The organism is Vibrio sp. 10N.247.311.12 (assembly GCF_041467515.1).
GTDB classification, from domain to species: Bacteria; Pseudomonadota; Gammaproteobacteria; order Enterobacterales; family Vibrionaceae; genus Vibrio; species Vibrio crassostreae_C.
This window is the reverse complement of the sequence record NZ_JBFSUV010000006.1, coordinates 44,397-69,642: the sequence shown is the minus strand read 5'-3', so window position 1 is coordinate 69,642 and position 25,246 is coordinate 44,397. Positions and strand designations below refer to the sequence as shown.

Below are 25,246 nucleotides of genomic sequence, written 5' to 3'. Positions count from 1 at the left end.
CGCGTATCCCTATGCGCTACCAACCAACGAGATAAGGTGTGCGATCACTTGGTTTGCAGTGACCCCTTCAGCTTGTGCGTGGTAGCTACGAAGCAGGCGGTGACGTAATACCGGGAATGCCATCGCTTGAACATCTTGCGGCGTAACATAGTCGCGGCCAGCAAGCCAAGCGTGAGCGCGGGCACATCTGTCTAGGGCAATGGTTGCACGCGGGCTGACACCCATGTCTAACCATTGATCAAGTTGGTCACTGTATTGCTTAGGTTGGCGAGTCGCCATAACCAGTCTGATGATGTACTGCTCAATGGTGTCTGCCATGTGAATGTTGAGCACTTCTTGGCGCGCTTCAAAGATCGTTTGCTGAGATATCTGTTGTGGCTGAGCTGATTCGTTACCTTGAGCCTCACCACGGTTGAGTCGTAAGATCTCAAGCTCGCTTTCCATATCTGGGTATTCAACCTCTAGGTGAAGCAAGAATCGGTCTAACTGAGCTTCCGGTAGCGGGTAAGTCCCTTCTTGTTCAATTGGGTTCTGTGTTGCCATTACCAAGAACAACTCAGGCAGCGCATAGGTTTTTCGACCGGCAGTTACTTGTTTCTCTGCCATTGCTTCCAGCATTGCCGCTTGAACTTTCGCCGGAGCACGGTTGATCTCATCCGCTAGAATCAATGAGTTGAAAATCGGGCCTGATTGGAAAGTGAACTCCCCAGTCTCAGGACGGAAGATGTCGGTACCCGTCAAATCAGCTGGCAACAGATCGGGAGTGAATTGAATACGGTGGAAGTCACCCTCAACACAGTCAGCCAATGATTTTACTGCACGAGTTTTTGCTAAGCCGGGAGGTCCTTCAACGAGGATATGACCATCTGCTAAAAGGGCGATCATCAGTTGCTTAACGAGCTCTTTTTGACCAATGATTTGAGACTCTAGATAGTTTTGAAGGACTTCGAAATTTGTTTTGTGCATTTTGGACTCTCTGGGTATCCATTTGATTTTTATTTTGAGTATTGGTCACTGATTTCGAGGAAAAAGTTCCAGTACATTTGCGTAATTTATTTTTTCAAAATTGGAAAGATTTACAAGTGGTTAGCTAAAAACATCGTTAGGTTGTGATTATTACCATATCAATTGGTTTTTATATACAAAAGCTCGGCGGTGGATAGTGGTTTGAGTTCGGGTGGATCTAAGGGCTGAGAGCTAAAATCGACTCTCGACAATGCGGTATTTGCTTAGTTAATTCATGTCCAAGGTGAATGTTTCTAATTGTTACATCACATTTGCAATTTTTTGAGAGAACAGCCTCTAGTTTTATTGGTTGTGGCCGATACATCACTCAGATTGTGCATTGCTTGTTGGAGTGCACTAAAAAAGTCCTGTTCAGGGTATACCAATAACGAGCGATTCTTTTTAAAGGTCCAAATATGTTTAAAACTAACTCTCTGAGTATCAAGCAAAAAGTTGTACTTGGAATTACCTTTGCGGTTCTTGCATCGACAGTGATTGTCGGCGCAATGGCACAACAACAAGCAAGAGATGTATTAAGTCATCGATTGATCGATATTGAACTTCCAGGAATGCTAGAGCGAATCAATGGTGAAATTGACCGAGAAGTCTCTCAGCTATTGCTAGCGGCGGAGCAAATTGCTTCAAATGAATTTATTTCTGATGCTATCGAATCGACCGATCGCGATCCGGCACTAGAAAATAAACTGGTTAAACAGCTGAACAATGTTCGTAACCAGTATCAGTTGAACGATGCATCAGTGGCGAACCGTCAAACGGCTTACTACTGGAATCAAAATGGTTTCCTACGTCAGTTAAACCAACAACAAGATGGTTGGTTCTTTGGCTTTACGCAATCTGGACAGCCGACCATGGTGAGCATGTTCCAAGAAGCCAATGGCGAAGTGAAGATGTTTGCTAACTATCAGCAGCCTTCTGGTTTGGCGATGTCTGGTCTATCAAAGTCGATGGATGACATGGTTAGCCTGCTGAACGGTTTCAAGATTGAAAATACCGGTTTTGTCTTCTTAACCGATAGCCAAGGTGATGTTCAAATTCACCGTGAGCGTTCTCGCAGTGACTCTTCACTTCAACAACTTTACGGCCCTCAATCAAGTCAACTACTGAACAAGTCGGGCTTTAACCTGATTACCACTGAAAGCCAAGGCCAAGAGCTGTTCGTGGCGAGCTTGTATGTGTCGTCAATGGACTGGTTTGTTATTGGTGTCGTTCCGACTGATGAAGTATTTGCAGAGCTAGATGCGACTGCACAAAAGATGCTGATCATGACTGCGGTTGTGGCATTAGTGTTTATCCTAATGGGCGTAGTTCTGGCGAACAGCATTACTCAACCGATTAAACTTCTGGCTAAGCGTTTCGGCGACCTTGGCGAAGGTGATGGCGACCTGGCACAGCGTATTGAAGTGAAAGGCAACGATGAAATCGCACAGCTTTCAAAAGGCTTCAACGGATTCATTGAAAAAATTCACGAGTCGATGAAAGAGGTGTGTTCGACAAGCCAAGCGCTTCAAGTGGCAGCAGAGAGTGTCTCTAACAAAGCCCACATCACCCACGACAACAGCCAAGAACAGCGTGACCAAACGCTTCAAGTGGTGGCTGCCATTAACCAAATGGGTATGACCATCAGCGAGATTGCATCGAACGCGGCAACCGCAGCAGAAACGGCTACCCAAGCTTCAGGCAATACGGAAGTAGGTCGCTCTGTGGTGAACAAAGCAAAAGACGCGATCAGCCGTTTGGCGCAAGATATCGAAAGCACGGGTCAGGTAGTAGAGCAACTGGCTTCTACAACTCAAGACATCGGTTCTATTCTGGGTGTTATCCGTGATATTTCAGAGCAAACTAACTTACTCGCATTAAACGCAGCGATTGAAGCAGCCCGTGCCGGTGAGCAAGGTCGTGGTTTTGCGGTTGTAGCGGATGAAGTACGTAACCTAGCAAGCCGTACCGCAGATTCAACGGAAGAGATTCAAAAGATGATCAACCAACTGCAAAGCGATGCGAAAGATGCAGTAACGGCAATGAGTGCGGGTAAGGTGATTACCCTTGAAGGTGTATCGGCGTCGGATGAAGCGGTAGACGTGCTGAGTGGTATTTCAGACCGTATCGTTGATATCACAGACCGTAACACTCAAGTGGCAACGGCAACGGAAGAGCAATCAACCGTAGTTCACACCATCAACCAGAACATTGAAGAGATTAACGCAATCAACGAAGTGACAACGGGCACGGCTGAGCAACTTGCAGAAGCGAGCCAAGAGCTTCGAGACCTTTCTTCTCGTCTAGATAAGATGGTTGGTTCGTTTAAGCTTTAATCCCTTTAAGCTGTAGCATGGCTTAGAAAGAGACATAAACTAAGAGCTGGATTCATTTAATCGTGAATTCAGCTCTTTTTATTTACGGGCTTGTTTTCTTCTAACTGACGTTCGCTTGATCTGGTTTCGGGCTTTGCACTCAATCGCCCTAGCATCATAGGGCGTAAATGAGTAAAATCTCGTTAGGTTTAATATTTAGGTAAGTATCATGAGCGATTTTGAAAAAGAACTAGAGCAGATGACTCAAGAGATGGGCGATGAGCCTGAGGTGAAACTGCCATCACTTGAAGAGCAAAAAGCAATTGTTGCTGAGTTCAAGCGACTAGAAGCGGAAGGCAAACTGACACCTGAAGTGTTAGAGAAGCATTTTGGCCAGTTCAACAAACAGAATGATACGCCAATTCACTAAGTTGATTTAGACAGGTTTCATGTCTGAAAGAAGTGATATTAGCGGTTGAGCTGATAGCCTAACTAACAGATAAAGGTCTAGCGATTGCTAGGCCTTTTTTATTGCCGCTAACGAAAGACCGAGTAGCTGACTCATGAACTATTCAATGTAAGTGATACCGTCTCCAGCACATAAAAAAATCCCCCTTACTGAGTAAGAGGGATTCGATATGGGCAGTTATATCCTAAAAGGCTAAGCGATTAGTCTGTGCCGTATTCTTTGTACAAACGACGACATGCGCGGCCATCGCTGTGGAACAGGTGACAACGGTGCGCTGGAATACCAATCGCCAACTTGTCACCTGATTCGATTTTCAACGTGTCTGGCTGGCGATAGATAACATCAGCGTCGGCACTTTCAAGGTTTAGGTAAACCTGAGTTTCGTTACCTAGTTTCTCTACCATCATCACGTCAGCTTCAATCGTCGCGTCACCTGATTCAGCAGACATCAAGTGTTCAGGACGAATACCCAGAGACATACGGTCACCAGCATTGACAGTCGTACCATCAACTGGGATCCAGAAAGTCATACCGTTAGAAAGTTGAACTTGTACGCGTTCTGCTTCCGCTTGTTCAATGTGTACCGACATGAAGTTCATCTTCGGTGAACCAATAAAGCCAGCAACGAAACGGTTTTGAGGGTAGTGGTAAAGGTCAAGCGGCTTACCGACTTGAGATACATAACCACCATCAAGAACAACGATCTTATCCGCCATTGTCATCGCTTCCACTTGGTCGTGGGTAACGTAGATCATGGTACAACCCAGTTGACGCTGTAGCTTGGTGATTTGTGAACGCATTTGAACACGTAGTGCTGCATCTAGGTTTGATAGAGGCTCATCAAGTAGGAATACGTTTGGTTGAGAAACCAGAGTACGACCAATAGCAACACGTTGACGTTGACCACCAGAAAGCGCTTTAGGTTGACGCTCAAGAAGGTGACCAAGCTGAAGAATTTCTGCAGCATGTTCAACACGCTTGTCGATCTCAGCTTTATTTGCGTTTGCTAGCTTAAGACCGAAAGACATGTTGTCGTATAGGTTAAGGTGAGGGTAAAGCGCGTAAGACTGGAATACCATACCTACGCCACGCTTTGACGGTTCAACGTCATTCATGCGTTGGTCGCCAATGTACAAATCACCAGACGTAATGTCTTCTAGACCTGCGATACAACGTAATAGCGTCGATTTACCACAACCTGATGGTCCAACGAATACTACGAATTCACCTTCGTTGATGTCTAAGGTTACGTCCTTAGAAATCTGTACATCACCATATGATTTATAAACGTTTTTTAACGTGACACTCGCCATCTAGCTTGTCCTCGATCGATCAAATTTTAAGTTTTACTGCTTATCATTATAAGAAATTTTTGGGTCAGCAGTAACTGTAGGAATTGGTAAGTATTGAATGAGTAAGAAAAAAGTGGGTGAGACTTGGCTTCTTTAACCAAGCCCACCCGTCATAGCCAAACTGATGCCCATTTCCCCCACATCCAGCTAAACCTCCCCCGTGATTCAATCACAGATTTAGCTCGATGCTAATATAAGACACCAGCGGGCAGTGAAGCCAACTAAATGAATAATGCGTCAACGCATAACACTTGCCGGTAAAGGGTTCTTACTATCCACTCTTGGATGAATGCAGTTTCGGTGAAATGGCGTAAGGGTACATCCTCCCAATGGGAAATTAACTAGGGGGAGTAGGAGGGGAGGAGTAGATATACGGGGTTATTAATAATTGGCGATCCAGTTCAAATAAATCCACCACGTAACGGTGATGTTGATCACGATGAGTATACGTTTTGTGATTGCAGTCTCTAATCTGACCGGATGGCGATCACGAATTTAAGCCATAATAGCTAGGGCGTAGTGGCTAGGATGATGAGCTAGGGTCTGTTTTCTCAGATCATAACCTCCGAAAACTGGCTCATCTTGGTAGATGTGCCCTACGTATAAATATAAAAAGGATATTCACATGAAAAACGCTCTAAGCGCTGTAGCTCTAGGTACAATAGTTGCTCTGGGTTCTTTTGGTGCAAATGCTGCTATCGAAGAAGGACAACTAACAATCTGGGTAGGTGGTGACAAAGCTTATGAAGGCATGGCTGAAGTAGGTAAACGCTTCGAAGAAGATACTGGTGTTAAAGTAACCGTCGCTTTCCCTGACAAGCTAGAAGAAAAATTCCCTCAAGTAGCAGCAGCTGGCGATGGCCCAGACATGATCTTCTACGCACATGACCGTTTTGGCGGCTATGCAGAAGCGGGACTTCTTGTTGATATCAAACCTTCTAAAGAGACTAAAGAAGGTATCGTAGACTTCGCATGGGACGCTGTTTCATACGAGGGTAAAACAATCGCATACCCTGTTGCTGTTGAGTCAGTTTCCCTAATTTACAACAAAGCACTTGTTCCTAACCCACCTAAGTCTTGGGAAGAAATCCCAGCACTTAACGCTGAACTTCAGAAAGACGGCAAGAAAGCAATCATGTGGCCTCTACGTGGCGGCGCTTACTTCACATGGCCTTTACTTGCAGCTGACGGCGGTTACGCATTCAAACAGACTGCAGAAGGTTACGATATTAAAGATGCGGGCGTAGCGACTGATGGTGTTCAGAAGTCTCTAGGTTTCATCGAGAAGATGGTACAAGACAAGGTTATCTCTGCAGACATGGATTACTCAGTTGCTGAGTCTGAATTTGTTGCGGGTAACGTTGCAATGACAATCAACGGCCCTTGGGGTTGGGAAAACATCAAGAAAGCTGGCGTAGATTACGGCGTAACAACACTACCTAAGTTCAACGGTAAAGCGTCTAAACCTTTCGTTGGTGTATGGGCAGGTGGTATCAGCACTGCGTCTCCAAACCGCGACCTAGCTGTTGAGTTCATGGAAAACTACCTACTAACAGATGAAGGTATGAAGAGCCTGAACGACGACAAGCCACTAGGCGCTGTTGCTCTTAACTCTTTCCAACGTCAACTAGACAGCGATACTCGTATTGCAGCAACAATGGACAACGCGATGAACGGTGAAATCATGCCTAACATCCCTCAGTTCACAACATTCTGGTACAGCATGGAAGAAGCGATCGGCAACGTAGTTGACGGCCGTCAATCAGTAGACCAAGCACTAAAAGCTGCTGAAGGTCGTATGGTTAAGTAACACCCAGGCACTACCTTTTAAGGAGAGGGTAACCTCTCCTTACTTTTCTATTTTTTATCTATATCGCTAGCAGGTTCCTCTATGCAGTCAGTTCAAGGTACAGATGCTATCCCAGCACCATCAAGCCTTCCAGGCAGTAAAAGCGTCTTCATTAAATGGGGGTTGCTTGGTAGCGTTGGCTTAATAAACGGCTACGCTACAATTCTAATGTATTCTCGCGGTGAGCTCGCTTTTGCGCTGCTTACAGTGATCTTAACGGCTTTGGCACTTTACATTTTTGGTAGTAAAAAAACTTACGCCCACCGTTATATTTACCCAGGTATTGCCGGAATGATCTTGTTCATTCTTTTCCCATTGGCATACACCGTAGGGCTTGCGTTTACTAACTACAGCGCGAAAAACCAACTTTCTCTAGAGCGCACTCAAACCGTTCTTTTAGACCGTTCTTTCCAAAGCGGTGAGAGCTACCCATTTACTTTGTACAAGACAGATGACGGTCACCAGATCGTTGTAAAAGATGGCGATCAACTGTTAGCGACTGACGTATTTTCTCTAGACAATATGACAGAAACAGAGATGGACCTATCTGTTATTGAGTCTGCGCAAGGTGAAAAAGAGAAGATCAAAGCGATCATTCAAAACCGAGCAGCAATCAGTGGTGTTGATTTCAATCTACCTGACGGTGGTGACATCCGCATGAGTGGCTTACGTAAGTTTGCTTCTGTTGCTCCGCTTTACACGCTACAAGACGATGAAGAAACGTTAATCAACAATGAAACGGGTGAAGTTCTCAAGCCAAATATGGATGTGGGTTTCTACCAGCCTGTTGATGCAAATGGTGAGTTTACGGGTAATACCATCTCTCCAGGTTTCGTGGTTAGCATTGGTACGCATAACTTTGAGCGTGTATGGAAAGATGACGGCATTAAAGAACCGTTTATCAGCATCTTTATTTGGACGGTTATCTTCTCGGTATGTACCGTAGCGTTCACGCTAGTTATCGGCCTTGTATTGGCTAACATCGTGCAATGGGAAGAGTTGAAAGGTCGTTCTATTTATCGTGTTCTACTGATTCTGCCTTACGCCGTACCCGCGTTTATCTCGATTCTTATCTTTAAGGGTCTATTCAACCAAAGCTTTGGTGAGATCAACATGGTGCTCGAGAATATCTTCGGCTTAAGCCCGAACTGGTTCTCAGACCCTATCTTAGCGAAAACCATGGTGTTGATGGTTAACACATGGCTAGGTTTCCCTTACATGATGATTCTATGTATGGGTCTGCTTAAAGCGATTCCTGATGATTTATACGAAGCGTCAGCAATCGATGGTGCGAACTTCCTTGATAACTTCAAGCGCATTACGTTCCCATTGATGATTAAACCGCTTACACCGCTATTGATTGCAGCGTTTGCCTTTAACTTCAACAACTTCGTAATGATTCAACTATTGACGAACGGTGGCCCGAACATGATTGGTACTTCTGAGCCAGCGGGTTACACAGACTTGCTTGTAAGCTACACGTACCGAATTGCATTCGAAGGCGGCGGCGGTCAAGACTTCGGTCTAGCAAGTGCTATCGCAACGCTTATCTTCCTATTGGTTGGTGCACTAGCGTTACTAAACCTTCGTTTCACTAAACTGTCTCAAGATTAAGGAGCACGACAATGGCTATGGTACAAGGTAAAGGCCTTAAATACCGAGTGTGGGCAACGCATGCAGTGTTGTGGTGCTTCTTGGCAATGATTATCTTCCCACTACTGATGATCATCGCGATCTCGTTCCGTGAAGGTAACTTCGCAACCGGTAGTTTGATTCCAGATAACCCATCATTGGAACACTGGAAGTTAGCATTGGGTATGTCAGTAACGAACGCAGATGGCTCGGTAACGTCACCTCCGTTCCCTGTGCTAACTTGGTTATGGAACTCAGTGAAGGTTGCAGGTATCACATCGATTCTGATTGTGACACTGTCTACGACATCGGCTTACGCGTTTGCTCGTATGCGCTTTAAAGGTAAGAACACAATCCTGAAAGCGATGATGATTTTCCAAATGTTCCCAGCAGTATTGGCTCTAGTAGCAATCTACGCGCTGTTTGACAAACTTGGTCAATACATTCCGTTCTTAGGCTTGAACACACACGGTGGTCTAATCTTCTCTTACCTAGGTGGTATTGCACTGCACGTATGGACGATTAAGGGTTACTTTGAGACGATTGATAACTCTCTGGAAGAGGCAGCAGCCCTTGATGGTGCAACGCCTTGGCAAGCATTCAGACTGGTTCTACTACCGCTGTCTGTGCCAATCCTAGCGGTTGTGTTTATCTTATCTTTCATCGCGACAGTGGGTGAGGTGCCAGTAGCGTCTATCCTACTTACAGATGTGAACTCTTACACGCTAGCAGTAGGTATGCAGCAGTACCTATACCCTCAGAACTACCTATGGGGTGACTTTGCGGCAGCGGCTGTACTATCAGCACTTCCGATTACTATCGTGTTCTTACTTGCTCAACGTTGGTTAGTTGGTGGTTTGACGGCAGGTGGTGTAAAAGGATAAGCTGTACTCTATAAGAAAGAAAAAGAGCGACCGTTAGGTCGCTCTATATTGGCATTTTTATTACATCATTTGGTTTGGCCGCCGATCAGTAATAAAAATAACCCTCAGGTTACGCATAGCTGGCTACTAATCAGGTTCCTTACGCTATTAATGATTAGTGGTTTTTGTAACTCTAACCCAGGTATTTACTTGGGTTTTTTTATGCCTGCTACTTTTTGTTTTTTGTGTCAGCGTTACTCGTTAACTATCGCGCTCATATCTACTTTAAAACCCAAAGTTTCGAGTTACTTCTCTCCTAAATACCGACCACTTCATTTTGGTTACTTGTAGAAATGAACTAGTCTCACAAATCAGACACTCAGTATAAGTGGCTGTTGTACTATTGATATGTTGTGAATATTCCAATGCGTGATACTTCAATGATTTGTATGCAACAAAACCTGAAATTGCACTGAAAATGTATGGGTAAGCGAGAGGTAGTTACAAAATATTCAAGTGACATTCATGAGGATTATGGAGGTGGGTTTATTTATGCTTCTGGTTTTTGGTTGGACTTAGAAGTTAGAACTCTTTACTAGAAGGAGCACAACCTAAGTGTTGCAACAACACATAGATACTTTCTTGATCGAGTGCCACGCGACGAAATAGATCGGCAAATGTCGGATCTCCACCGAAACACGTTTGGATATAGTGGTTGATTTCATTGCTGTCGTAGCCTTCGACGTACAAAGTTCTAACCCATTGGTACTCAACAGCCTTTAAATTGTTCAGTGTAGACTCGCTAAGAGTGGGGCGTATGACGCTCAAGAGTGGCTCCAAGAAATTCAAATGCATCTATTATGATTGGCGGTATTTAATCAGAGCAAAATGACGACTTTATTACAGTCAAAATAAATCAGTGAACAAGTGCCGATTCATTTCAACCTTTGGCTGGGTATCACGCTCTTATCGTCTGTATTGGGTGTGCAGCGGATTTGGCTGTGTAGAGCACGAAGGTATCAAATAGATCAATGCCAAGCAGGCGCTTGGCATTGTAATAAGGTTTTGTAGGGGGAGGGCAGCTGGTGGACCTTACTTAAGGTACTTCACGTGAGCTTCCATCTCTTCACCAATCTGTTTTCGCATGTTCATTAGGCGAATAGCCGAATCTCGTAATTCGATGTCTTCTGGCGTCTCTGGTATCCACTCTGGCACTTTAGTCGGATTACCATTCTCATCGACAGCGACCATAATAACGATACAGTGAGTTGTTAGGCGGTTATTGAGCTCTTTAGGGTCGCTTGCTTGCACGTCGATAGCGATATGCATTGAAGATGAACCTGTGTAAATGACCTTTGCACTTACTTCCACAAGGTTGCCTACATGAATTGGGGCAACGAATCGAATTCCGCCTGCATAGGCTGTTATACAGTATTTACCGCTCCAACCTGCGGAACAAGCGTAGGCTGCTAAATCGATCCACTTCATTGCTGCACCACCATGAACTTTACCACCAAAGTTCACATCCCCGGGTTCAGCTAAAAAACGCAGAGTAACGTCTCGTTTACCATTTTGTCGGCTATTGCTACTGCTCATCTATCTTCCTTCATTATTATTTTGCTGCGTAACATGCTTGTTACTTGCTAGTAACAATATACTTAAGATGACATAAGTTAAAGCGGATAATCTCATGGTTAAGACTATTTTTTTCAAACAGATGATCAGTTGATGAATATTGGTGCTTAAAGGCGTATCAGGCGAATGGCAAACATGGATGAAGTGATATCAAGCAAGAGAATAGAAATACTGATTAAGTCACTAGATAGGTCGATTGCAAAAAAAACACCTAGCGTAATGCTAGGTGTTTCTAAGCCGTGTGGTACTCATGTCGGTACTTTTTTGTGTTAGCCAACCAACCGCTGTTGATTTGGTTTAGTTAAAGTGGCTGTATCTCAGATACCACTAAAGTGGTAGTGATTATTGTTTTCTTATCAGCTCACTTTTACTGTTTTAAAAAGTATAGATCCTTCGCGTAGATATTTCCTTTCGGATTATTGTTTGGGAAGCCTTTTAGTGTATTTCGCACTAATCGTGTGTGATTGTAATGATATAAAGGTATAACTGCTGAAGAATAGTTGATTAACGACTCACCGTGCTGATATAAAGTAAAGCGTTTAGACTAATCTTCCGTTTTACTCGCTTGCTGTAAGGGCTCATTATAGTATGGATTACAGTAGCCACTCTCATTTGCTGTGTGAAACGTGAGTTTGAATTTTTACCCTAATGTGAGCGTTGGGTAATGCGTTTAGCTTTGTTGAGGGAGAGGAGCCTCAAGCCTTGGCTTTCTTCTGATTTGAGCAAGGATGACACCTGAAATCACCATCACACCACCAATGATGTGGAACTGGTTAATCTCTTCACCAAGCCATGTCGCGGCTAATACGATCGCAACAACCGGAAGCAAATTCATGAACATCGCACTTGAGTCAGCACCAATGGTGTCAATTGCTTTCACCCACATCCAAGGCGCTAAAATCGAAGCGGCAACCGCGGCGTAAGCTATCAATGGGATCGCTTGTTGCGGTGGTAACAGTTGTTCGCTGGTAAGCCAAAGTGGCGTAAGCATCGCGACAGCAAACAGACCCTGAATGTAAATCACCACCCAGCTACTGATGGGCATTTTCCAGCGTTTCAATAGCACACAGTAAGAAGCATAAACAAAGGCCGCAATCAGCATATAGCCATCGCCTTGAGTCAATTCTTGATGCATGAAGAACAAAGGGTCGCCTTTGCCTAACATCAGAGCTAAGCCTGACAGTGACAACACACCGCCAACAATACTTAAACTAGAAATGGACTTGTGCAACAAAGGAACGCTTAGAAATACACTGATCAACGGGACTAAAGACGTGATCAATGCCATGTTGGAAGCGGTTGTGGTTAAGCCTGCGTAGTAACCTAGAGATTGGTTCAACACCATGCCCAAAAAGCCGAGGAACGCTAATTTAGATAAGTTTGGCTTAATGACAGCCCACTGCTTCATCACTGGGCGAATACAGAAAGGCGTGAGAATTAACATCGCAAAAAACCAGCGGTAAAAACTCATCGCGCTAGGTTCTATGGTGTTTGCAGCAAGCTTGTTGACGATTGCATTGGCGCCCCAGATACAGACTGTAAAAAATGGTAATAGGTAATGCATGTGAATTCCGTGGCGAATGAGTTGATGCGGCTAGTTTGACAGGTCGTTATACTTACAAGTATCTTTATAAAGACATTAAGCGCGATAGGAAGACAAGTTTGAAAAAACACTCCAGAAACCTTCATCCATCCTTATTAATTGATAAGGCACCATCCAACGTATTTATGAATTTTGAAGCGTTTCTTTCGAACACTGAAACCCGAGTTCATAGCCACTCATGGGGACAGGTTCAATTGATCAGTGGTGGTATATTAGAGATGGAAGCGGAAAGCACTCGATTTCTAGCGCCACCACATCTAGCGATTTGGGTACCGGCCGGGGTGATGCATTGCAGTTATAACCGTAAGCCTTTGGACTACTGTTCACTAAATATCGCCCCAGAACTCACGCAACACCTGCCAGATAAAACCAGCCTTATAAAGATCACGCCGATTGTGTCTTCTATTATCGATGATTTTCGCGATCGTGGGATCAATGTTGCGGAAACCGAGCAAGACCAAAGGCTCGTTCAGGTACTGCTTGACCAACTTGCGCAGCGTGAGGTTGAACACCACTTCTTGCCTTCAACCGATAATAAGTATCTAGCGCCTATATTGGCTTCTGTTGAAGAGAACCCAACCGATGAAGTGACGCTGAAAGATTGGGCTGAACGTGTCCACACCACGGAAAGAACCCTTTCTCGCCACTGCCAGACCGAGCTTGGAATGAGCTTTACCGAGTGGCGACTGCGAGTGCGCTACCTATACTCAATGGACTTGTTGAGAAACGGCCAATCGGTTAAAGAGGTCGCTCTTACATTGGGTTATAACCAAGCAAGCCCATTTATCACCATGTTCAAACGTTACGCGAACCAAACGCCAGAGCAGTATAAGAACCGTTTGTTGTAGCTCGGTCTTGTTGCCAAAAGAACGGATGTATTTGTTGTTAGATTCCACCTGTATTAATACACAATCTAATACCCAGTCAACTCCATATAGCCAGACCCAGAATGAGAACCTTTGATTTCAATTGGCCCTTCCCAATAAGGAACCGACAGCGGCATTTTGGCATTTGGATTGAGTGCCGAGACGGTCAGTTCTATTTGCTGGCTTGGAATCGAAACTTGCCACTCTGTTGGGTAGTCACGCCCGTCGATTTTAGTTTGCTTGATGGCGGTTAAGCTGATGTCTTGCTGCTTAATCGCGATGCCGGAGCCATCTTGATTCATCAACCTCGCATGAGAATAGCTGGCTTTGCCTGTAGTTGAGTTTCGAAGTTGAAATACCACCAAGCTGGTTTCATCACTCAGCCTTAGCGCAAACCAATCCCAACCTTGTTGCGAGTCGAGTAAAAACTGCGAGCTCCATTCTCTGTCTATCCAACCTTTGCCGGAAACTTGATGGGTGACGCCATCAATAGTTACCTCGCCCGATACATTGATGAATGGTTGGCTGTAGTAATAGGAAGCCACTTTGCCATCGCTACTTTTAGTGCTGTAGCCTTGTTCGCCTTGCTTTTGATATGGCGCGTTGTTGGTTAACTTAAGCGAATATCCAAATTGACCCGAGTTAGCGACCAATGTAGCTGGGAACAGGTCATCGGTCGTCGACGTCCATTGCCAATCATCGAGGTAAACACGAAACGGCGAATCGCTTACACCCGCCAGTTCAGCTTGGTCACGTGACCATTTTTCATCGGCATAGTGTCTATTTTTAGTGGTGACAGCGCTGTGCGCCATGTAAATCTGCTGACTTTGCCACGTAGTTTCCTTGGTGCTATTGCTACGTTCCTGTGGTGCAGCCGCAAAGCGGAACTGTGTCCATTGCACACCTAACACATTGTCTTCTTCATCAATTAAGTTTGCGGTTAAATACCACCATTCATGACGAAAATCTGGATGTGCTTGATGGTCGGCAGGGAAGGCGATGTCGATACCTTTAACTACCGGTGTGAATTGATCAGTCTCTTTTTGTGTTTCATCGTCGGTTTGTTTTCCAGTGCCAAGTATTGAGCCCATATTTTGAGCTGATGGTTGAGTGGATTCATCGCACCCTAAAAGGAGCAAGATGCCAAGTGTGAGAACGAAAATTCTCATTGATCGATTCATCACAACACCTCACTCTGTAAACTGGATACCACGGGTTTACTGACCAAACGCCACAGCGGAATCAAGGTCGCAAACACAGCGACTAAAATGGTGATGGCTGCGATGCTGAGTGCGTCACTCCAATTCCATACGTAATTTAAGCTCCAACCAAAGGCGCGCAGGGTAACGATGTCCGTCAACACATAACCGACCATAGCGCCGAGTGGTAAGGCGATAACCAGAGTGAAGGCGACCAGAACAACGATTTGCCCGACCACCATCGCCATCAATTTTTTCTGACTAACACCGAGCGCGTACAACCTTGCAATAGCGGCTTTGCGTGCATCGAGCAACATGAAACAGGCGCAGAACAACCCTATCACCGCCACCATTAAAGTGACGCCATTAAGCGCCCGAGTGATAGCAAAGGTTTGTGAGAATATATCCAACGCGATCGATTTGATCTGTGCTTGATCGTAAAGCTGACCTAGGTGCAGATTGAGTTGTTGGCGTAGCTGTTCGTACACCACTTGTGGGTCGCCAGAAACTTTGATTCCCAAGCTGGTGGGTAAATCAGTAAATCCGTTTTCGAGCCATAAATTAGGTGAAAGTAACACTTCGCCATTCGGTGAGCCGTAATCGTGGAAAATCGCCCCGACGATGAGTGTTTTGTCTTGGATCGCGTCGAGCTTGAGTCGGCTTCCAAGGGACAAGCCGAGCTTCACTGCCGTAGGTTCGCTGATTGCCACGAATTCGCCTTGGTAAAAGCGCGTCCAGAAATCATCAAGGTGGGATTGGAACACCATGGTTTGCTCAAGTGTGTCTTTGTCTTTAGTGCCGAGCAAAGTCGGTAAACCCTGCAAGTTATCGTCGACATAATATTGCTTATAAACGGTTTCAACATTTTCAAACTGCTCTAACGCACGTTCCACATTCGCGATTTCACCTTGGGCAGGGCTAACGTAAATATCGGCATGTAAGCGCTGTTCAAGCCATTGCTTTAACGTGGATTCAAAGCTGCCGACTAAGGTATTCATTCCCATGTTAGCGGTGACGGCGAGAAGCAACGCCATCATGGCAAGTGAGAGAGGGGAGATAAGTTCACGCAGCTCAGCGAACAGATATTGTATTAACCCCGATTGGGTACGTTTTTCGCTCCAGTTCGCTAGCACGCTGAGTGTTTTGGGCAAATACAAAGGAATCGACACCACTAACACACCGAGCCATGCCATGGTGAAGCGATGATGTTCGCTCAGCCATAACCCTGCTAACGCGACAATGGTTAATACTGACCCGATAACAAACAGCTGATTTTCGTTAGACGTTTCCGGCGCTTGATAGAAACCGCCATGGGAAGAGAGGGGTTGTCGCACTCGCTGTTTAAAGTGTTGCCAACACGCGACAAGCGTTGCGGCTAGCGTGAGTAGCAGTGCCTGCACTAACCATTGCCACTGCCATGTGCCGGGAAGCAGTGTTGCACCATAAAGTTGCTCAAGCGTTATTGCGACGGTGGGATGTAGCCAATGGCTGAGTTGAATGCCGAGAATGAAACCAAGCGACGCGCCCTGTGTGACTAAAACAGTCAGCTCGACTAACAGAGCTGAAAATACGATGCTTGGCGCAATCCCAGCTTGTTGAATTTGTACCAACAGCCGATTACGTTTCAGCAAACTGTACTTCACACCGTTGTAAGCGATGAACAGGCCAACCAAAAACGCCAACAGACTCATGGCGGTGAGGTTAAGGTGAAAGCTATCGGTAATTGAACCGAGATCCGTGCTTTGGTTGTTGGATATCCATTGCCCTTGCTCGCCAATAAGGCTTTGCCATTTATCCTGAGCATTGCTGTTAGTGTCGCTCTTAGTGTCAAAAATAGCGATGTAGCTCAGTTGCCCTTGTTTGTTAAGCAGTTGCTGAGCGAACCCAATATCCATCAACATTCGGCTACCTAGCTGCCATTCATCTGGTAGCACTACCACTTGAGTGAGCACTTCATCCAAAGTGAGTGTGTCTACTCCTCCCAAGTTCTGGTGTTGCGACTGGCTCATCATCACAATGGGTTCACCCGCTAAGAGTTGCGGCAAAGGTAAGGCATTGTCGAACAGGGAAATGTTTGGTTCTTTGGTTTGAGTGTTGCTTTGTTCGTCGATGCGAGCGTGACGAGATCTTGAAGTGAGGGCGGCGATCAACTCACTGCCTTGAACTGACCAACGTCGACCTTGCTCGTCTCTTACTCGCCCTTCAATAACAGGTAGCGCTGCGCTTAATCCACTTTGTCTTAAGCTGAAGTAGAGCGATTCCGGCAAATAGTTTTGCCCTGCTGGTGGAATGATAAGGTTCTGCGCTTGAGCGCTAAGTTGCTCGGTCGATTCTGCATAACTGCGCTTGGCATTGAGGTTGATGGCTTGCACTGCGACAAACAAGGTGACCGCTAACACAATGCCGATCAGAATCGCTGCGGCTTGCAATGGTGATTGACGATAGTGCGCCGCGAATAGATTCAGAGTCAGTTTGGTATGGGTGAGCTGGTTCTGAGCAAAGCCAGTTTGCTTCATTGAATGACTCACAACGTTGCTGCTCTTGGGGTTAGATCTACGTTCCTTAAACAACCATCGTCTAACACCAATTTTGTCTGCATAAAGCTGGCGCATTCTGGGCTGTGCGTAACCAAAAGCACGGCAGTGTTGCCTTGTGTAGTGATTTCACTCAGCAGCTTCATTACCTCAATGCCTGCTTTGTGGTCGAGGTTGCCTGTGGGTTCGTCGGCAAGCAATAGTTTGGGTTTATGGGCTAGCGCGCGCGCTATTGCGACTCGTTGTTGCTGACCGCCAGAGAGGGCGGATACGTGTCTTTCGAGTAACTCGTTGATACCCAATGCATCAACTAAATAATCGCACCAGTCGCTCCATTTTTGTTGATTCAAATGGAGCGGGAAGGCGATGTTTTGTTTTACGTTGAGTGGGGTTAGTAAGTTGAACTGTTGAAAGATCACGCCTAGTTTTTGATGGCGGAATCGGCTCCACTGTGGATCTCTCCAATCTGATGTGTTCTCGTTATCGAGCCACAACTCGCCACCAGTTAGAGGTTCAAAGCCCGCGATTAGGTTGAGTAAAGTACTCTTTCCACTGCCACTCGCCCCTGTTAAAGCCACGCTTGCGCTTGTCGCCAAAGCGAAGTCGACATTTTCCAGCACGTGATGGGTATCGTTGCCATCAACAAAGCTTTTGCTGGCATGTGTAAGTGTGACAATTGGGCTTTCCATTTCCTTTCCTTATAACCAAAACTTACCATCAAAAGGTGTCGTTACTTGTGGCAATTATTGAAGCGACAAGCTCTATAAAACTGTAGACAACAATTTCAAACAATAGAGCGATTTATATCGAATTATTAATAACTTGTACTGCAAAAAGAGGGGAATAGATCAGTGTGAGATGGAATACAGGTGTAAGTGGGAGCTTAGAGTCACCTAGGAGGCTTTTGGGGCTGTTTATAGATAATAAATATCTATGTTAAAAATTGTCCCAATTCCAATTCGTTTTAAAAGAAAACGCCCCCGATTGGTTGAAGCCAATCAGGGTTAGTAAGGCCCAAGAAAATCTAGTTACTTGGACTTTATTGCGAGGATTAATTTTGCTAAGGCACCTAACAAAGCAGCGATAGCGAAAACCAATTCAGGGTTATTCATATTATTACCTATAAAGAAGCTCTCGCCTTATGTGAGAGATTCTTCGTATTATCAACATGCATGTGGTGGAAGGCAAGATAAAGAAATGGGGCTACCTGTGGATAACTATCTGATTTATTAGGTTTTACTAAAAGGGGGGGAGGCGGTGTAGCCTTCAAGTTGCAAAGTACTTGCTTACAATAGTAATGAGTGTGTCAAAGAGTCTGCTTTTACTTCTATTTTTCAACGTCACTTAATATGGATCGTACTCAACTTTCCGTAATCAACGACCTAACCACGCTCCAAGCGTTGTTAAGTCGTTATTGGTTGAGGTCAGGGGTTAATTGAGCGCTTCAATCAGAGTGATTTCGCGTTTGATTTGCTTACTCTCTTGCTCAGTCGCCTGCGCCAGTTTCTTTTCGCGTGTGGTTATGGCTGCTTGTTTGGCTTCGTCAGATTTGAACATCAGTTCTTTTACGTTGATAGAAGCGATGTTTGTGTAGCGGCCATCGTCACTGGTTGGGATTGATATGGTTTTATCATTAATCAATGATTTTACGATCTCACGCTGTTCATTGTAACGACTCTCTAAACCAGAAAGTGCCCATCGTTGTTGAGGCTTACCCTCATACTGGCCGTTCTTTTCTTCTTTAAGATACTTGATAGTCATGTTACGAATCGTGCCTGCTTCTTCTCCATACTCTGCTTCCGTATCAAAGAGTACAGGGAATGATTCACCTTCTAGCACGCCGCCTTTCTTGGTTAGATGACCCATTCGATAGCTATTCATACCAATACGGATCTCTGTTTGATCAGTAACCGGTGTGCCATCAGCAAACGCGAGGTTGGTGATGCGGGTACCTGCAGGTTGAGTGAGGTCGATGGTATAAGTCACGCCCGCGAAGAAGTCATTGGTCGAATATTTTGAAGCTCTACGTTCAGGGTTAAAGCTGTAGGTCACATCGCCAGGTTGTACTGAGTTGAAGTAGCCTGCAGACCATTCCATGTAGGTTCTTAACTCTTTGCCTGTCATCTGATAGACAGTGATTTCGCCACCTGCGTATTGGTAGTTGTACGCGATGTCTTTGGCTTTGATTGGGCCAACATCGAGCTCTGCATTGTCGTTGTCTATTTGAAGTGCAATGACATTGGCTTTGGGTGCATAGAAGAAGCTCGCTTCTTGGAATAGCGCACTGATGCCTGTGTCTTGAACATGGACTTGAGGGATACCGCGGATTTCGTTTTCTGGGACTAAATCAACGCCGGTAAGTTGAGCGACAGGTCTGTTCGCCATTTCTCGGAGTTGTTTGTGGTAAGGCTGGTATAACTCGTCCATATTCTCATCAGAGTCGATACCTTTAATTTTATAGGTGAAGCTGTCTTTGTTGACGAGAGTGAATGTGCCATCGCGCTCTTCAAATTGAAGATCGATACGAGATAGGGCGCGGCCATATCTGTCGGGTTCAGTAATAATAACGCCATTTACAACGGCTTTATCGATGCGAGTGTGCATGTGGCCAGCGACGATGGCATCAAGCTCTGGGTTTGCATTGGCAATGTCGGTGACACCGGTGTCGGCAATGTCATTCTCGTTCTCAATTCCCATATGGGCAACCAATATGATGGCATCCACTTTATCATCAATCTCTTTGACGATTTTCTTCACTTCCAAGGTTGGATTAGTGAAAGTGACGCCTTCTAAACGGTTGGTACCTTGCGCAAAGACCTCCGTCATTGGGGTATCCATTCCGATCACGCCGATCTTAATGCTACCGCGTTCTAGGATGGTGTAACCAGGCAGGAATGGGTTTCCGTTTTTGTTCTTGATGTTGCCACCGAGAGACTGCCCTTTAAATTGGGTAACGGCCCTGTTGAGGGTTTTGAGGCCAAAGTCGAATTCGTGGTTACCTAAAACCCACACATCGTATTTCATGTGATTAAAGCCAAGCATCATTGGATCAACGGGCTCGTCTTTGAAGGTTTCTACGAAGTTGCCTTGGATGGTATCGCCAGCGTCGACAAGGATAATGTTAGATTGCTCTTTGCGGATCTCACCAACTTTGGTCGCGATTTGGCTCAAGCTACCACGAGTGTTGAGTTTATCTGCCGCGTAATCCCATGCCATAAAATGACCGTGGATATCTGAAGTACCCAGTATCGTGACATCGTGTATATCGCCATCAGCTGCAAAGGTGGGAAAGGCTAGAGAGAGTAGGATGGCGCTTGATAGTATGTGTCTTTTCATAAGTATGTTCACATCGTGGTTTTAAGTATGACGCTACCATATAGAATCGAGGTTATCTTATGGGTGATCAGTATCATATTTCTAATGATATAACTAATTGATGTTTCAAATAAATGTGATTCATGACCATCTCGTAACCACTTAAGTTATGGAGAAATGCACCACAACTCTTCGCTATCTTTTCAATCTTCGATTTCTTTAATCAAACTTCCTAAGCGATGGTGTATTAACAAGCACGCTTGTAAGCTGTTGAACGTCTTGCCTGTTGAAATAAACAAGGTATATATCGTCCAACTCTCACTTACTGTGGCAGTAAGATGATCTTGCCCTCTAGGCGTGTGGTTTTCGATTCAATGAGATCAATCGCGGTTTGCACTTCATCGAATGGTAGATAGCGGTCAACGTCGAGCTGAATGTCGTTTGTGATGAAGTGATCTAGCATGGTCGTGAACTTATCACGGCGAACATCTTTACCTTCTGCTTCCTCCCAATAACGCAAGAAGAAGGTGCTGAAATCGATGTGTTGGTTTTTCGCGTACTCAAAGAAGCGTGGCTCGTAAAAATCCAACGACAGCGTCCCATAGTTGATAAAGCGCCCGTTGTTGCCAAGGGTGTGAACAAGATCGGTTCCGGGTGAGCCGCCAATCGCATCAAAGGCAACGGTTGGCATAGGCAAGCCTAATGCCTTAATTTGAGAAACTAGATCAGCGTTCGCATCTATCACCCAACAGGAAGTGGCAGGGTATTGTGTCTGCTGTGATGTAACGACAATGATGTTGAAGCCGAGTGATGCTGATAACTGGGAGAAGATCTTACCGATGGCTGAACTGCCCGCGTTGATGATCAACACATCCTCTTGGGTCAGCTTGGCTATTTCTGTCGTTAGCACCCATGCGGTTAGCGCATTAATGTACAACTGACAGGCGTAGCCATTGTCTAAATGTTGAGGAATTTGGAACAGATCATCTGGTGATACATCGACATAGTTCTGCCATGTTCCACTGGTTGCCACAAGCACTCGTTGATTCACTATAAACTTAGCACTGCTGGATTCTACAATCCTTCCTACCGCTTCAAATCCCGGTACTCTCGGCGGCTGATGGCTATGTTTGTATTGGCCCACACCATAAATCGACAACAGATCACTAGGGTTGATGTTAGTCGCTTCAATTTGTACGCGAACTTTATCTTTGTCTAGTACCCCTAAAGCGACATGTTCTAACTTGAGAGATTCTTTTGGCTGACCGAAACGGAACTGGCTAATTCGGGTATTTTGCTTAGTGTCAGTCATAGTTTGGGCACCTTTATGGATTATGAGTACTGCATTGATTTTAAGTGTAGCGTGTTCATAAACAACCTTGGGTCGCTAATATTGCTTAACATAGCTGGCGTCGGTAAACAGTCGTCATCAACGTAGTCGACATAGTCTGCCGCCGAATCGAAGATCAAAATATCCAAAGCCAAACGATCCAAGCCATATCGGCCTCGGTGGATCATATCCGCTGAAAACACCAATAAGTCACCTGCGGCTAACGGTATCTGCTTACCACCAGAGATGTCATCGCTGCTCACTTTGCCGTTTTCTTCTTGGCGAACATTGTACTCTTCTTCGTTATCCCAACGTTTGTGCGTGCCGGGGATAAGTTCCATGCCGGGCTCATCAAAAAGGGGCACTCGCAGATGCAATACTTGGGTTTCCATGATGACTTTCATCTGGTCATCAATGTCGTAGTCGTATTGACAGTCACGATGCCAGAAGTCTTTTTGCTGCGGGTTTACTGGGTTGAAGAACAGCTGTGTATTCATGAATGCCGGCTTGTTCGGAATCACCGCATCAACCACATCCATCACTTGTTTCGAGCTTATGAAGTCGAAAAGCACGCTTCTATCGTCGGCAGGCAAATACTCGCTTCCCGTAATTAAAGACGAGTTAAATGCTTCTTCTTTATAGAATTCTTCGTTGTCTGCTTTCCATGATTCATGAAATTTCAGCACGACTTTTCTAAGCGATGCAATTTGAGCTTCATTGAAATAATTTCTGATAACAAAGTAACCATGTTCGTCGTAACGGTCACTTAATTGTTGGCTGTTTTCTACCACTGACTACCTTCGTTCATTCTTTGCTGTATAATAACTAAGGTCAACAGCCCTAGAGATTTCTTGGGCGCATAATGCCAGACAGTCGTCATTCAACCAAGTAACGAGTGCAGAAGCCTGTAGATTCAGTGATGCGATAAAACTCTATGGGGGCGAGTGTTACATGCCTATCCATATCATGGACTCATGCGATAAAAATCTCCGCATATGTGATCTACCCCCTTTTTTTATAAAATAAAAAGATTCACATGGTGAATGTTTTTGTGGTTTGCATGATTATTGACCATGTTGAAATTTGGTTGCGTATGGAAGATAGAAAATCATGGATGGTTTTTCGCTGGATATGAGAACACTTAATTTTATTATTATTTTGTTCTCTTTCATTTACTGTATTGGCTTGTTGTTATTTCAATTCACTCAACAGTCCATTAAAGGGCTTTCAATCTTTTCCATTTCAATATTTGTTATCGGAACTGGGCCGTTGATGTTGAGCCTAAGAGGGGAGTTCCCTGATTGGGTCACCGTTATTGGTGCCAATATGGTCATTGCGCTTGGTTTTCATCTCGCCTTGTATAGCTTATGTCTGTTTCGAGAATACTCTCTCAAATGCACCTACCTCAGTAGTCTAATGATGTTGGCTCTTTTGCCATGTTTTATTTACTTCACGTTCTATGAGCCTTCCATAAAGGCTCGAATTATCCTCATTAGTTTATATCTGGCTTTTGTGACTCTTTGCACTGCCTTTGCGGTATTAAAGGGCCGGCGTGATGACTTGACTCTAGGTATTCGGATGATGGCCTTGTCATTTACGATATATGGCGGGTTTATGGTTTTTCGAGTTGTGGTGACACTATTTTCCGCTGAGCTCCAGGATTTCATGGCGGCCACTCTCATTCATCAACTTGCCTTTTTAGTGAGCATCGTTCTTATTGTGTCGATGAGCTTTACAATGCTTTGGCTGATTAACGCAAGGTTGCTTAGTTCTATTCACGAGCTGTCCTACAGCGATCCTCTAACGGTACTGGGAAACCGCAGAGCATTAGATGAGATGGTTCCAGTTATCATGAAGCAGGCGGAAACTGCACCTGTTAGTGCCATTATGATGGATATTGATAATTTTAAGTCGATCAATGACCAACACGGACACATTGTAGGTGACCTCGTGATCAAGTCTTTTGCTGAAATGGTTCAAAGTGCAATCAAAACATCGCCAACAGCCAGTGCGTTTCGTTTTGGCGGAGACGAGATAATGATTTTATTGCCCAATGTTAATTTCCTACAAGCACAGGCTATTGCTTGTAAGCTGCGATTATCTATTTCAGAGATCTCAGCCGTGCAAGGGAATGAGATGTTTCTGACGTCGAGTTTCGGTGTCGCTCAGCTTCACCCACATGAGAATTGGGATGGGTTTATTAGTCGAGCCGACAAAGCGTTATATCAAGCGAAAACAAACGGTCGCAATATGACTTCAATTTGTCCTAGTCATATTAACGAGATCGTCACTGCCACATCACCAATACCGCTGCAATAGAGAGTAAGATGAGTGCAAGAATGTCTTTGCGTGCGATGCTTTGTCCTAACCAGAAGTAGGATATCAACACCATGAAGATCACTTCGACTTGCCCAAGCGTCTTTACGTACGGAACGGCTTGAAGTGACATTGCGCTAAACCAACCCAGAGAACCAATCACACTCGCTAGGCTTGTCATGACGACCAGTTTCGACTTCTTGAATATCAGGCGCAGCGTGTCGCGTTCCTTGAAGAAAAGATACGTGCAGATAATGCATGTCTGAAGGGAAATGACGAGGAACAGCACCCAAGCAGCGCTATGAGGGAAGGGCAACCCTATGCTCAAACTTGCTTCCCGTACCCAAAGAGACGTTAAAGCAAAGGCGGTGCTACAAGCCATACCTAATAAGAACACTCTCGGGGACAAGCTTCGCCAACCAGAAGCACTACTCATGATTAACACGCCTAAAGTACCAATAAGTACGCCAACCCAACCTGTCATTGTTAATGCGGTGCCAAAAAACAACACGGAGAGCACTGCAGAAACGGGAGCTTCACACTTGGCTAATCCTGCGCCTATCGCATAGTTTTCTAGCTTAAATAACATCACCATTAAGCCGGTCGCGAGGATCTGCATAATGGCTGCTGCAATAATGTAGAAAACAAACTCACCCGAAAAATCCGGTGCGGATACGGGCTGCCATTGATAGAGGGCGCAGAGGTAAATAAGGGCGATAGGGCTAGCCCAAATAAATCGCGCTAACGTTACGCCAGCCACGCTCATGGTGCCACTTAATTTACTTTGAAAGGCATTGCGCCAAGATTGGCTAAAGGCGGCAAGGAGAGTAAAGGCTATCCAACTAAAAGACATGACGCGTCCATGTGTTATGTAATTTGGTGGTGATACTAACAAAAAATCACTTGATAAGAAGTGTCATTATCTGTTTATAGCCACAGGCTCACCTTGATTCTCTATTCGGCAGT

The 25,246-nt window shown here is 45.0% G+C and carries 19 protein-coding genes and 1 pseudogene; 7 read left to right on the top strand and 13 right to left on the bottom strand.

Going from position 1 to position 25,246, the window contains the following annotated elements:
- Window positions 1-9 precede the first annotated feature (9 nt).
- Complete coding sequence (locus AB6E30_RS04670; protein ID WP_017072421.1) at window positions 10-966, bottom strand: MoxR family ATPase; 957 nt, start codon at window positions 964-966, stop codon at window positions 10-12.
- A 455-nt stretch (window positions 967-1,421) separates the two neighbouring features.
- On the opposite strand from AB6E30_RS04670, the gene AB6E30_RS04665 reads away from it, so the two are divergent.
- Together AB6E30_RS04665 and AB6E30_RS04660 are read left to right on the top strand one after the other, a co-directional pair.
- Complete coding sequence (locus AB6E30_RS04665) at window positions 1,422-3,338, top strand: methyl-accepting chemotaxis protein (protein WP_102321291.1); 1,917 nt, start codon at window positions 1,422-1,424, stop codon at window positions 3,336-3,338.
- Window positions 3,339-3,546: 208 nt separating this feature from the next.
- The gene (locus AB6E30_RS04660) at window positions 3,547-3,747 is read left to right on the top strand and encodes a hypothetical protein (protein WP_010431457.1); all 201 of its coding nucleotides are present in this window, start codon (window positions 3,547-3,549) and stop codon (window positions 3,745-3,747) included.
- Window positions 3,748-3,986: 239 nt separating this feature from the next.
- On the opposite strand, the gene malK is transcribed toward AB6E30_RS04660, so the two are convergent.
- Window positions 3,987-5,099 carry a maltose/maltodextrin ABC transporter ATP-binding protein MalK gene (gene malK / locus AB6E30_RS04655; protein WP_081229370.1) on the bottom strand — a complete coding sequence of 371 codons (1,113 nt, stop codon included), beginning with the start codon at window positions 5,097-5,099 and terminating at the stop codon, window positions 3,987-3,989.
- A gap of 664 nt (window positions 5,100-5,763) precedes the next feature.
- On the opposite strand from malK, the gene malE reads away from it, so the two are divergent.
- The 3 genes from malE to malG all read left to right on the top strand — a co-directional run bounded on the left by malE (window position 5,764) and on the right by malG (window position 9,503).
- Window positions 5,764-6,948 carry a maltose/maltodextrin ABC transporter substrate-binding protein MalE gene (gene malE, locus AB6E30_RS04650; RefSeq protein ID WP_102394061.1) on the top strand — a complete coding sequence of 395 codons (1,185 nt, stop codon included), beginning with the start codon at window positions 5,764-5,766 and terminating at the stop codon, window positions 6,946-6,948.
- Between the two features lie 81 nt (window positions 6,949-7,029).
- Window positions 7,030-8,601, top strand: a complete 1,572-nt coding sequence (malF, locus tag AB6E30_RS04645; RefSeq protein WP_017060049.1) for a maltose ABC transporter permease MalF — start codon at window positions 7,030-7,032, stop codon at window positions 8,599-8,601.
- An 11-nt stretch (window positions 8,602-8,612) separates the two neighbouring features.
- On the top strand, window positions 8,613-9,503 hold the full coding sequence (gene malG, locus AB6E30_RS04640; protein ID WP_017060050.1) for a maltose ABC transporter permease MalG: 891 nt from the start codon (window positions 8,613-8,615) through the stop codon (window positions 9,501-9,503).
- 561 nt (window positions 9,504-10,064) lie between these two features.
- On the opposite strand, the gene AB6E30_RS04635 is transcribed toward malG, so the two are convergent.
- The 4 genes and pseudogenes from AB6E30_RS04635 to AB6E30_RS04620 form a co-directional block, all read right to left on the bottom strand.
- Window positions 10,065-10,337: a hypothetical protein gene (locus AB6E30_RS04635; protein ID WP_019822928.1), complete on the bottom strand. Its 273-nt coding sequence runs from the start codon at window positions 10,335-10,337 to the stop codon at window positions 10,065-10,067.
- Between the two features lie 237 nt (window positions 10,338-10,574).
- Window positions 10,575-11,078: an acyl-CoA thioesterase gene (locus AB6E30_RS04630; protein ID WP_017064263.1), complete on the bottom strand. Its 504-nt coding sequence runs from the start codon at window positions 11,076-11,078 to the stop codon at window positions 10,575-10,577.
- A 406-nt stretch (window positions 11,079-11,484) separates the two neighbouring features.
- Window positions 11,485-11,739: pseudogene (locus tag AB6E30_RS04625) on the bottom strand (peptide ABC transporter substrate-binding protein); the annotation flags it as partial.
- Window positions 11,740-11,787: 48 nt separating this feature from the next.
- Window positions 11,788-12,681 (bottom strand): DMT family transporter, encoded by an 894-nt coding sequence (locus AB6E30_RS04620; RefSeq protein WP_372102771.1) that lies wholly within the window; start codon window positions 12,679-12,681, stop codon window positions 11,788-11,790.
- 98 nt (window positions 12,682-12,779) lie between these two features.
- On the opposite strand from AB6E30_RS04620, the gene AB6E30_RS04615 reads away from it, so the two are divergent.
- Window positions 12,780-13,568, top strand: coding sequence for a helix-turn-helix domain-containing protein (locus tag AB6E30_RS04615; RefSeq protein WP_029235520.1), 789 nt, complete (start codon window positions 12,780-12,782; stop codon window positions 13,566-13,568).
- A 65-nt stretch (window positions 13,569-13,633) separates the two neighbouring features.
- Here the strand turns inward: AB6E30_RS04615 and AB6E30_RS04610 are convergent, their stop codons facing one another.
- The 6 genes from AB6E30_RS04610 to AB6E30_RS04585 form a co-directional block, all read right to left on the bottom strand.
- Window positions 13,634-14,755, bottom strand: coding sequence for a lipocalin-like domain-containing protein (locus tag AB6E30_RS04610; RefSeq protein WP_372102769.1), 1,122 nt, complete (start codon window positions 14,753-14,755; stop codon window positions 13,634-13,636).
- Between the two features lie 11 nt (window positions 14,756-14,766).
- Window positions 14,767-17,301: an FtsX-like permease family protein gene (locus tag AB6E30_RS04605; RefSeq protein ID WP_372102768.1), complete on the bottom strand. Its 2,535-nt coding sequence runs from the start codon at window positions 17,299-17,301 to the stop codon at window positions 14,767-14,769.
- Between the two features lie 8 nt (window positions 17,302-17,309).
- A complete protein-coding gene (locus AB6E30_RS04600) occupies window positions 17,310-18,008 on the bottom strand; it encodes an ABC transporter ATP-binding protein (protein WP_372102766.1) in 699 nt (232 codons plus the stop codon).
- A gap of 742 nt (window positions 18,009-18,750) precedes the next feature.
- Window positions 18,751-20,655, bottom strand: a complete 1,905-nt coding sequence (locus AB6E30_RS04595) for a bifunctional UDP-sugar hydrolase/5'-nucleotidase (RefSeq protein WP_102321296.1) — start codon at window positions 20,653-20,655, stop codon at window positions 18,751-18,753.
- Between the two features lie 301 nt (window positions 20,656-20,956).
- Complete coding sequence (locus AB6E30_RS04590; protein ID WP_017067922.1) at window positions 20,957-21,946, bottom strand: zinc-dependent alcohol dehydrogenase family protein; 990 nt, start codon at window positions 21,944-21,946, stop codon at window positions 20,957-20,959.
- Window positions 21,947-21,966: 20 nt separating this feature from the next.
- Window positions 21,967-22,755 (bottom strand): phytanoyl-CoA dioxygenase family protein, encoded by a 789-nt coding sequence (locus AB6E30_RS04585; protein WP_017059991.1) that lies wholly within the window; start codon window positions 22,753-22,755, stop codon window positions 21,967-21,969.
- A gap of 319 nt (window positions 22,756-23,074) precedes the next feature.
- On the opposite strand from AB6E30_RS04585, the gene AB6E30_RS04580 reads away from it, so the two are divergent.
- Window positions 23,075-24,283, top strand: a complete 1,209-nt coding sequence (locus AB6E30_RS04580) for a GGDEF domain-containing protein (RefSeq protein ID WP_372102764.1) — start codon at window positions 23,075-23,077, stop codon at window positions 24,281-24,283.
- On the opposite strand, the gene AB6E30_RS04575 is transcribed toward AB6E30_RS04580, so the two are convergent.
- Window positions 24,252-25,133 (bottom strand): multidrug transporter, encoded by an 882-nt coding sequence (locus AB6E30_RS04575; RefSeq protein ID WP_372102762.1) that lies wholly within the window; start codon window positions 25,131-25,133, stop codon window positions 24,252-24,254. The two genes, AB6E30_RS04580 and AB6E30_RS04575, sit on opposite strands and share 32 nt — an antisense overlap.
- Window positions 25,134-25,246: the final 113 nt, after the last annotated feature.

Bases quoted from the DNA above. Each gene is read 5' to 3' on its own strand.
- AB6E30_RS04670 (WP_017072421.1), bottom strand. From the start codon at position 966: ATGCACAAAACAAATTTCGAAGTCCTTCAAAACTATCTAGAGTCTCAA.
- AB6E30_RS04665 (WP_102321291.1), top strand. From the start codon at position 1,422: ATGTTTAAAACTAACTCTCTGAGTATCAAGCAAAAAGTTGTACTTGGA.
- AB6E30_RS04660 (WP_010431457.1), top strand. From the start codon at position 3,547: ATGAGCGATTTTGAAAAAGAACTAGAGCAGATGACTCAAGAGATGGGC.
- malK (WP_081229370.1), bottom strand. From the start codon at position 5,099: ATGGCGAGTGTCACGTTAAAAAACGTTTATAAATCATATGGTGATGTA.
- malE (WP_102394061.1), top strand. From the start codon at position 5,764: ATGAAAAACGCTCTAAGCGCTGTAGCTCTAGGTACAATAGTTGCTCTG.
- malF (WP_017060049.1), top strand. From the start codon at position 7,030: ATGCAGTCAGTTCAAGGTACAGATGCTATCCCAGCACCATCAAGCCTT.
- malG (WP_017060050.1), top strand. From the start codon at position 8,613: ATGGCTATGGTACAAGGTAAAGGCCTTAAATACCGAGTGTGGGCAACG.
- AB6E30_RS04635 (WP_019822928.1), bottom strand. From the start codon at position 10,337: ATGCATTTGAATTTCTTGGAGCCACTCTTGAGCGTCATACGCCCCACT.
- AB6E30_RS04630 (WP_017064263.1), bottom strand. From the start codon at position 11,078: ATGAGCAGTAGCAATAGCCGACAAAATGGTAAACGAGACGTTACTCTG.
- AB6E30_RS04620 (WP_372102771.1), bottom strand. From the start codon at position 12,681: ATGCATTACCTATTACCATTTTTTACAGTCTGTATCTGGGGCGCCAAT.
- AB6E30_RS04610 (WP_372102769.1), bottom strand. From the start codon at position 14,755: ATGAGAATTTTCGTTCTCACACTTGGCATCTTGCTCCTTTTAGGGTGC.
- AB6E30_RS04605 (WP_372102768.1), bottom strand. From the start codon at position 17,301: ATGAAGCAAACTGGCTTTGCTCAGAACCAGCTCACCCATACCAAACTG.
- AB6E30_RS04600 (WP_372102766.1), bottom strand. From the start codon at position 18,008: ATGGAAAGCCCAATTGTCACACTTACACATGCCAGCAAAAGCTTTGTT.
- AB6E30_RS04595 (WP_102321296.1), bottom strand. From the start codon at position 20,655: ATGAAAAGACACATACTATCAAGCGCCATCCTACTCTCTCTAGCCTTT.
- AB6E30_RS04590 (WP_017067922.1), bottom strand. From the start codon at position 21,946: ATGACTGACACTAAGCAAAATACCCGAATTAGCCAGTTCCGTTTCGGT.
- AB6E30_RS04580 (WP_372102764.1), top strand. From the start codon at position 23,075: ATGGATGGTTTTTCGCTGGATATGAGAACACTTAATTTTATTATTATT.
- AB6E30_RS04575 (WP_372102762.1), bottom strand. From the start codon at position 25,133: ATGTCTTTTAGTTGGATAGCCTTTACTCTCCTTGCCGCCTTTAGCCAA.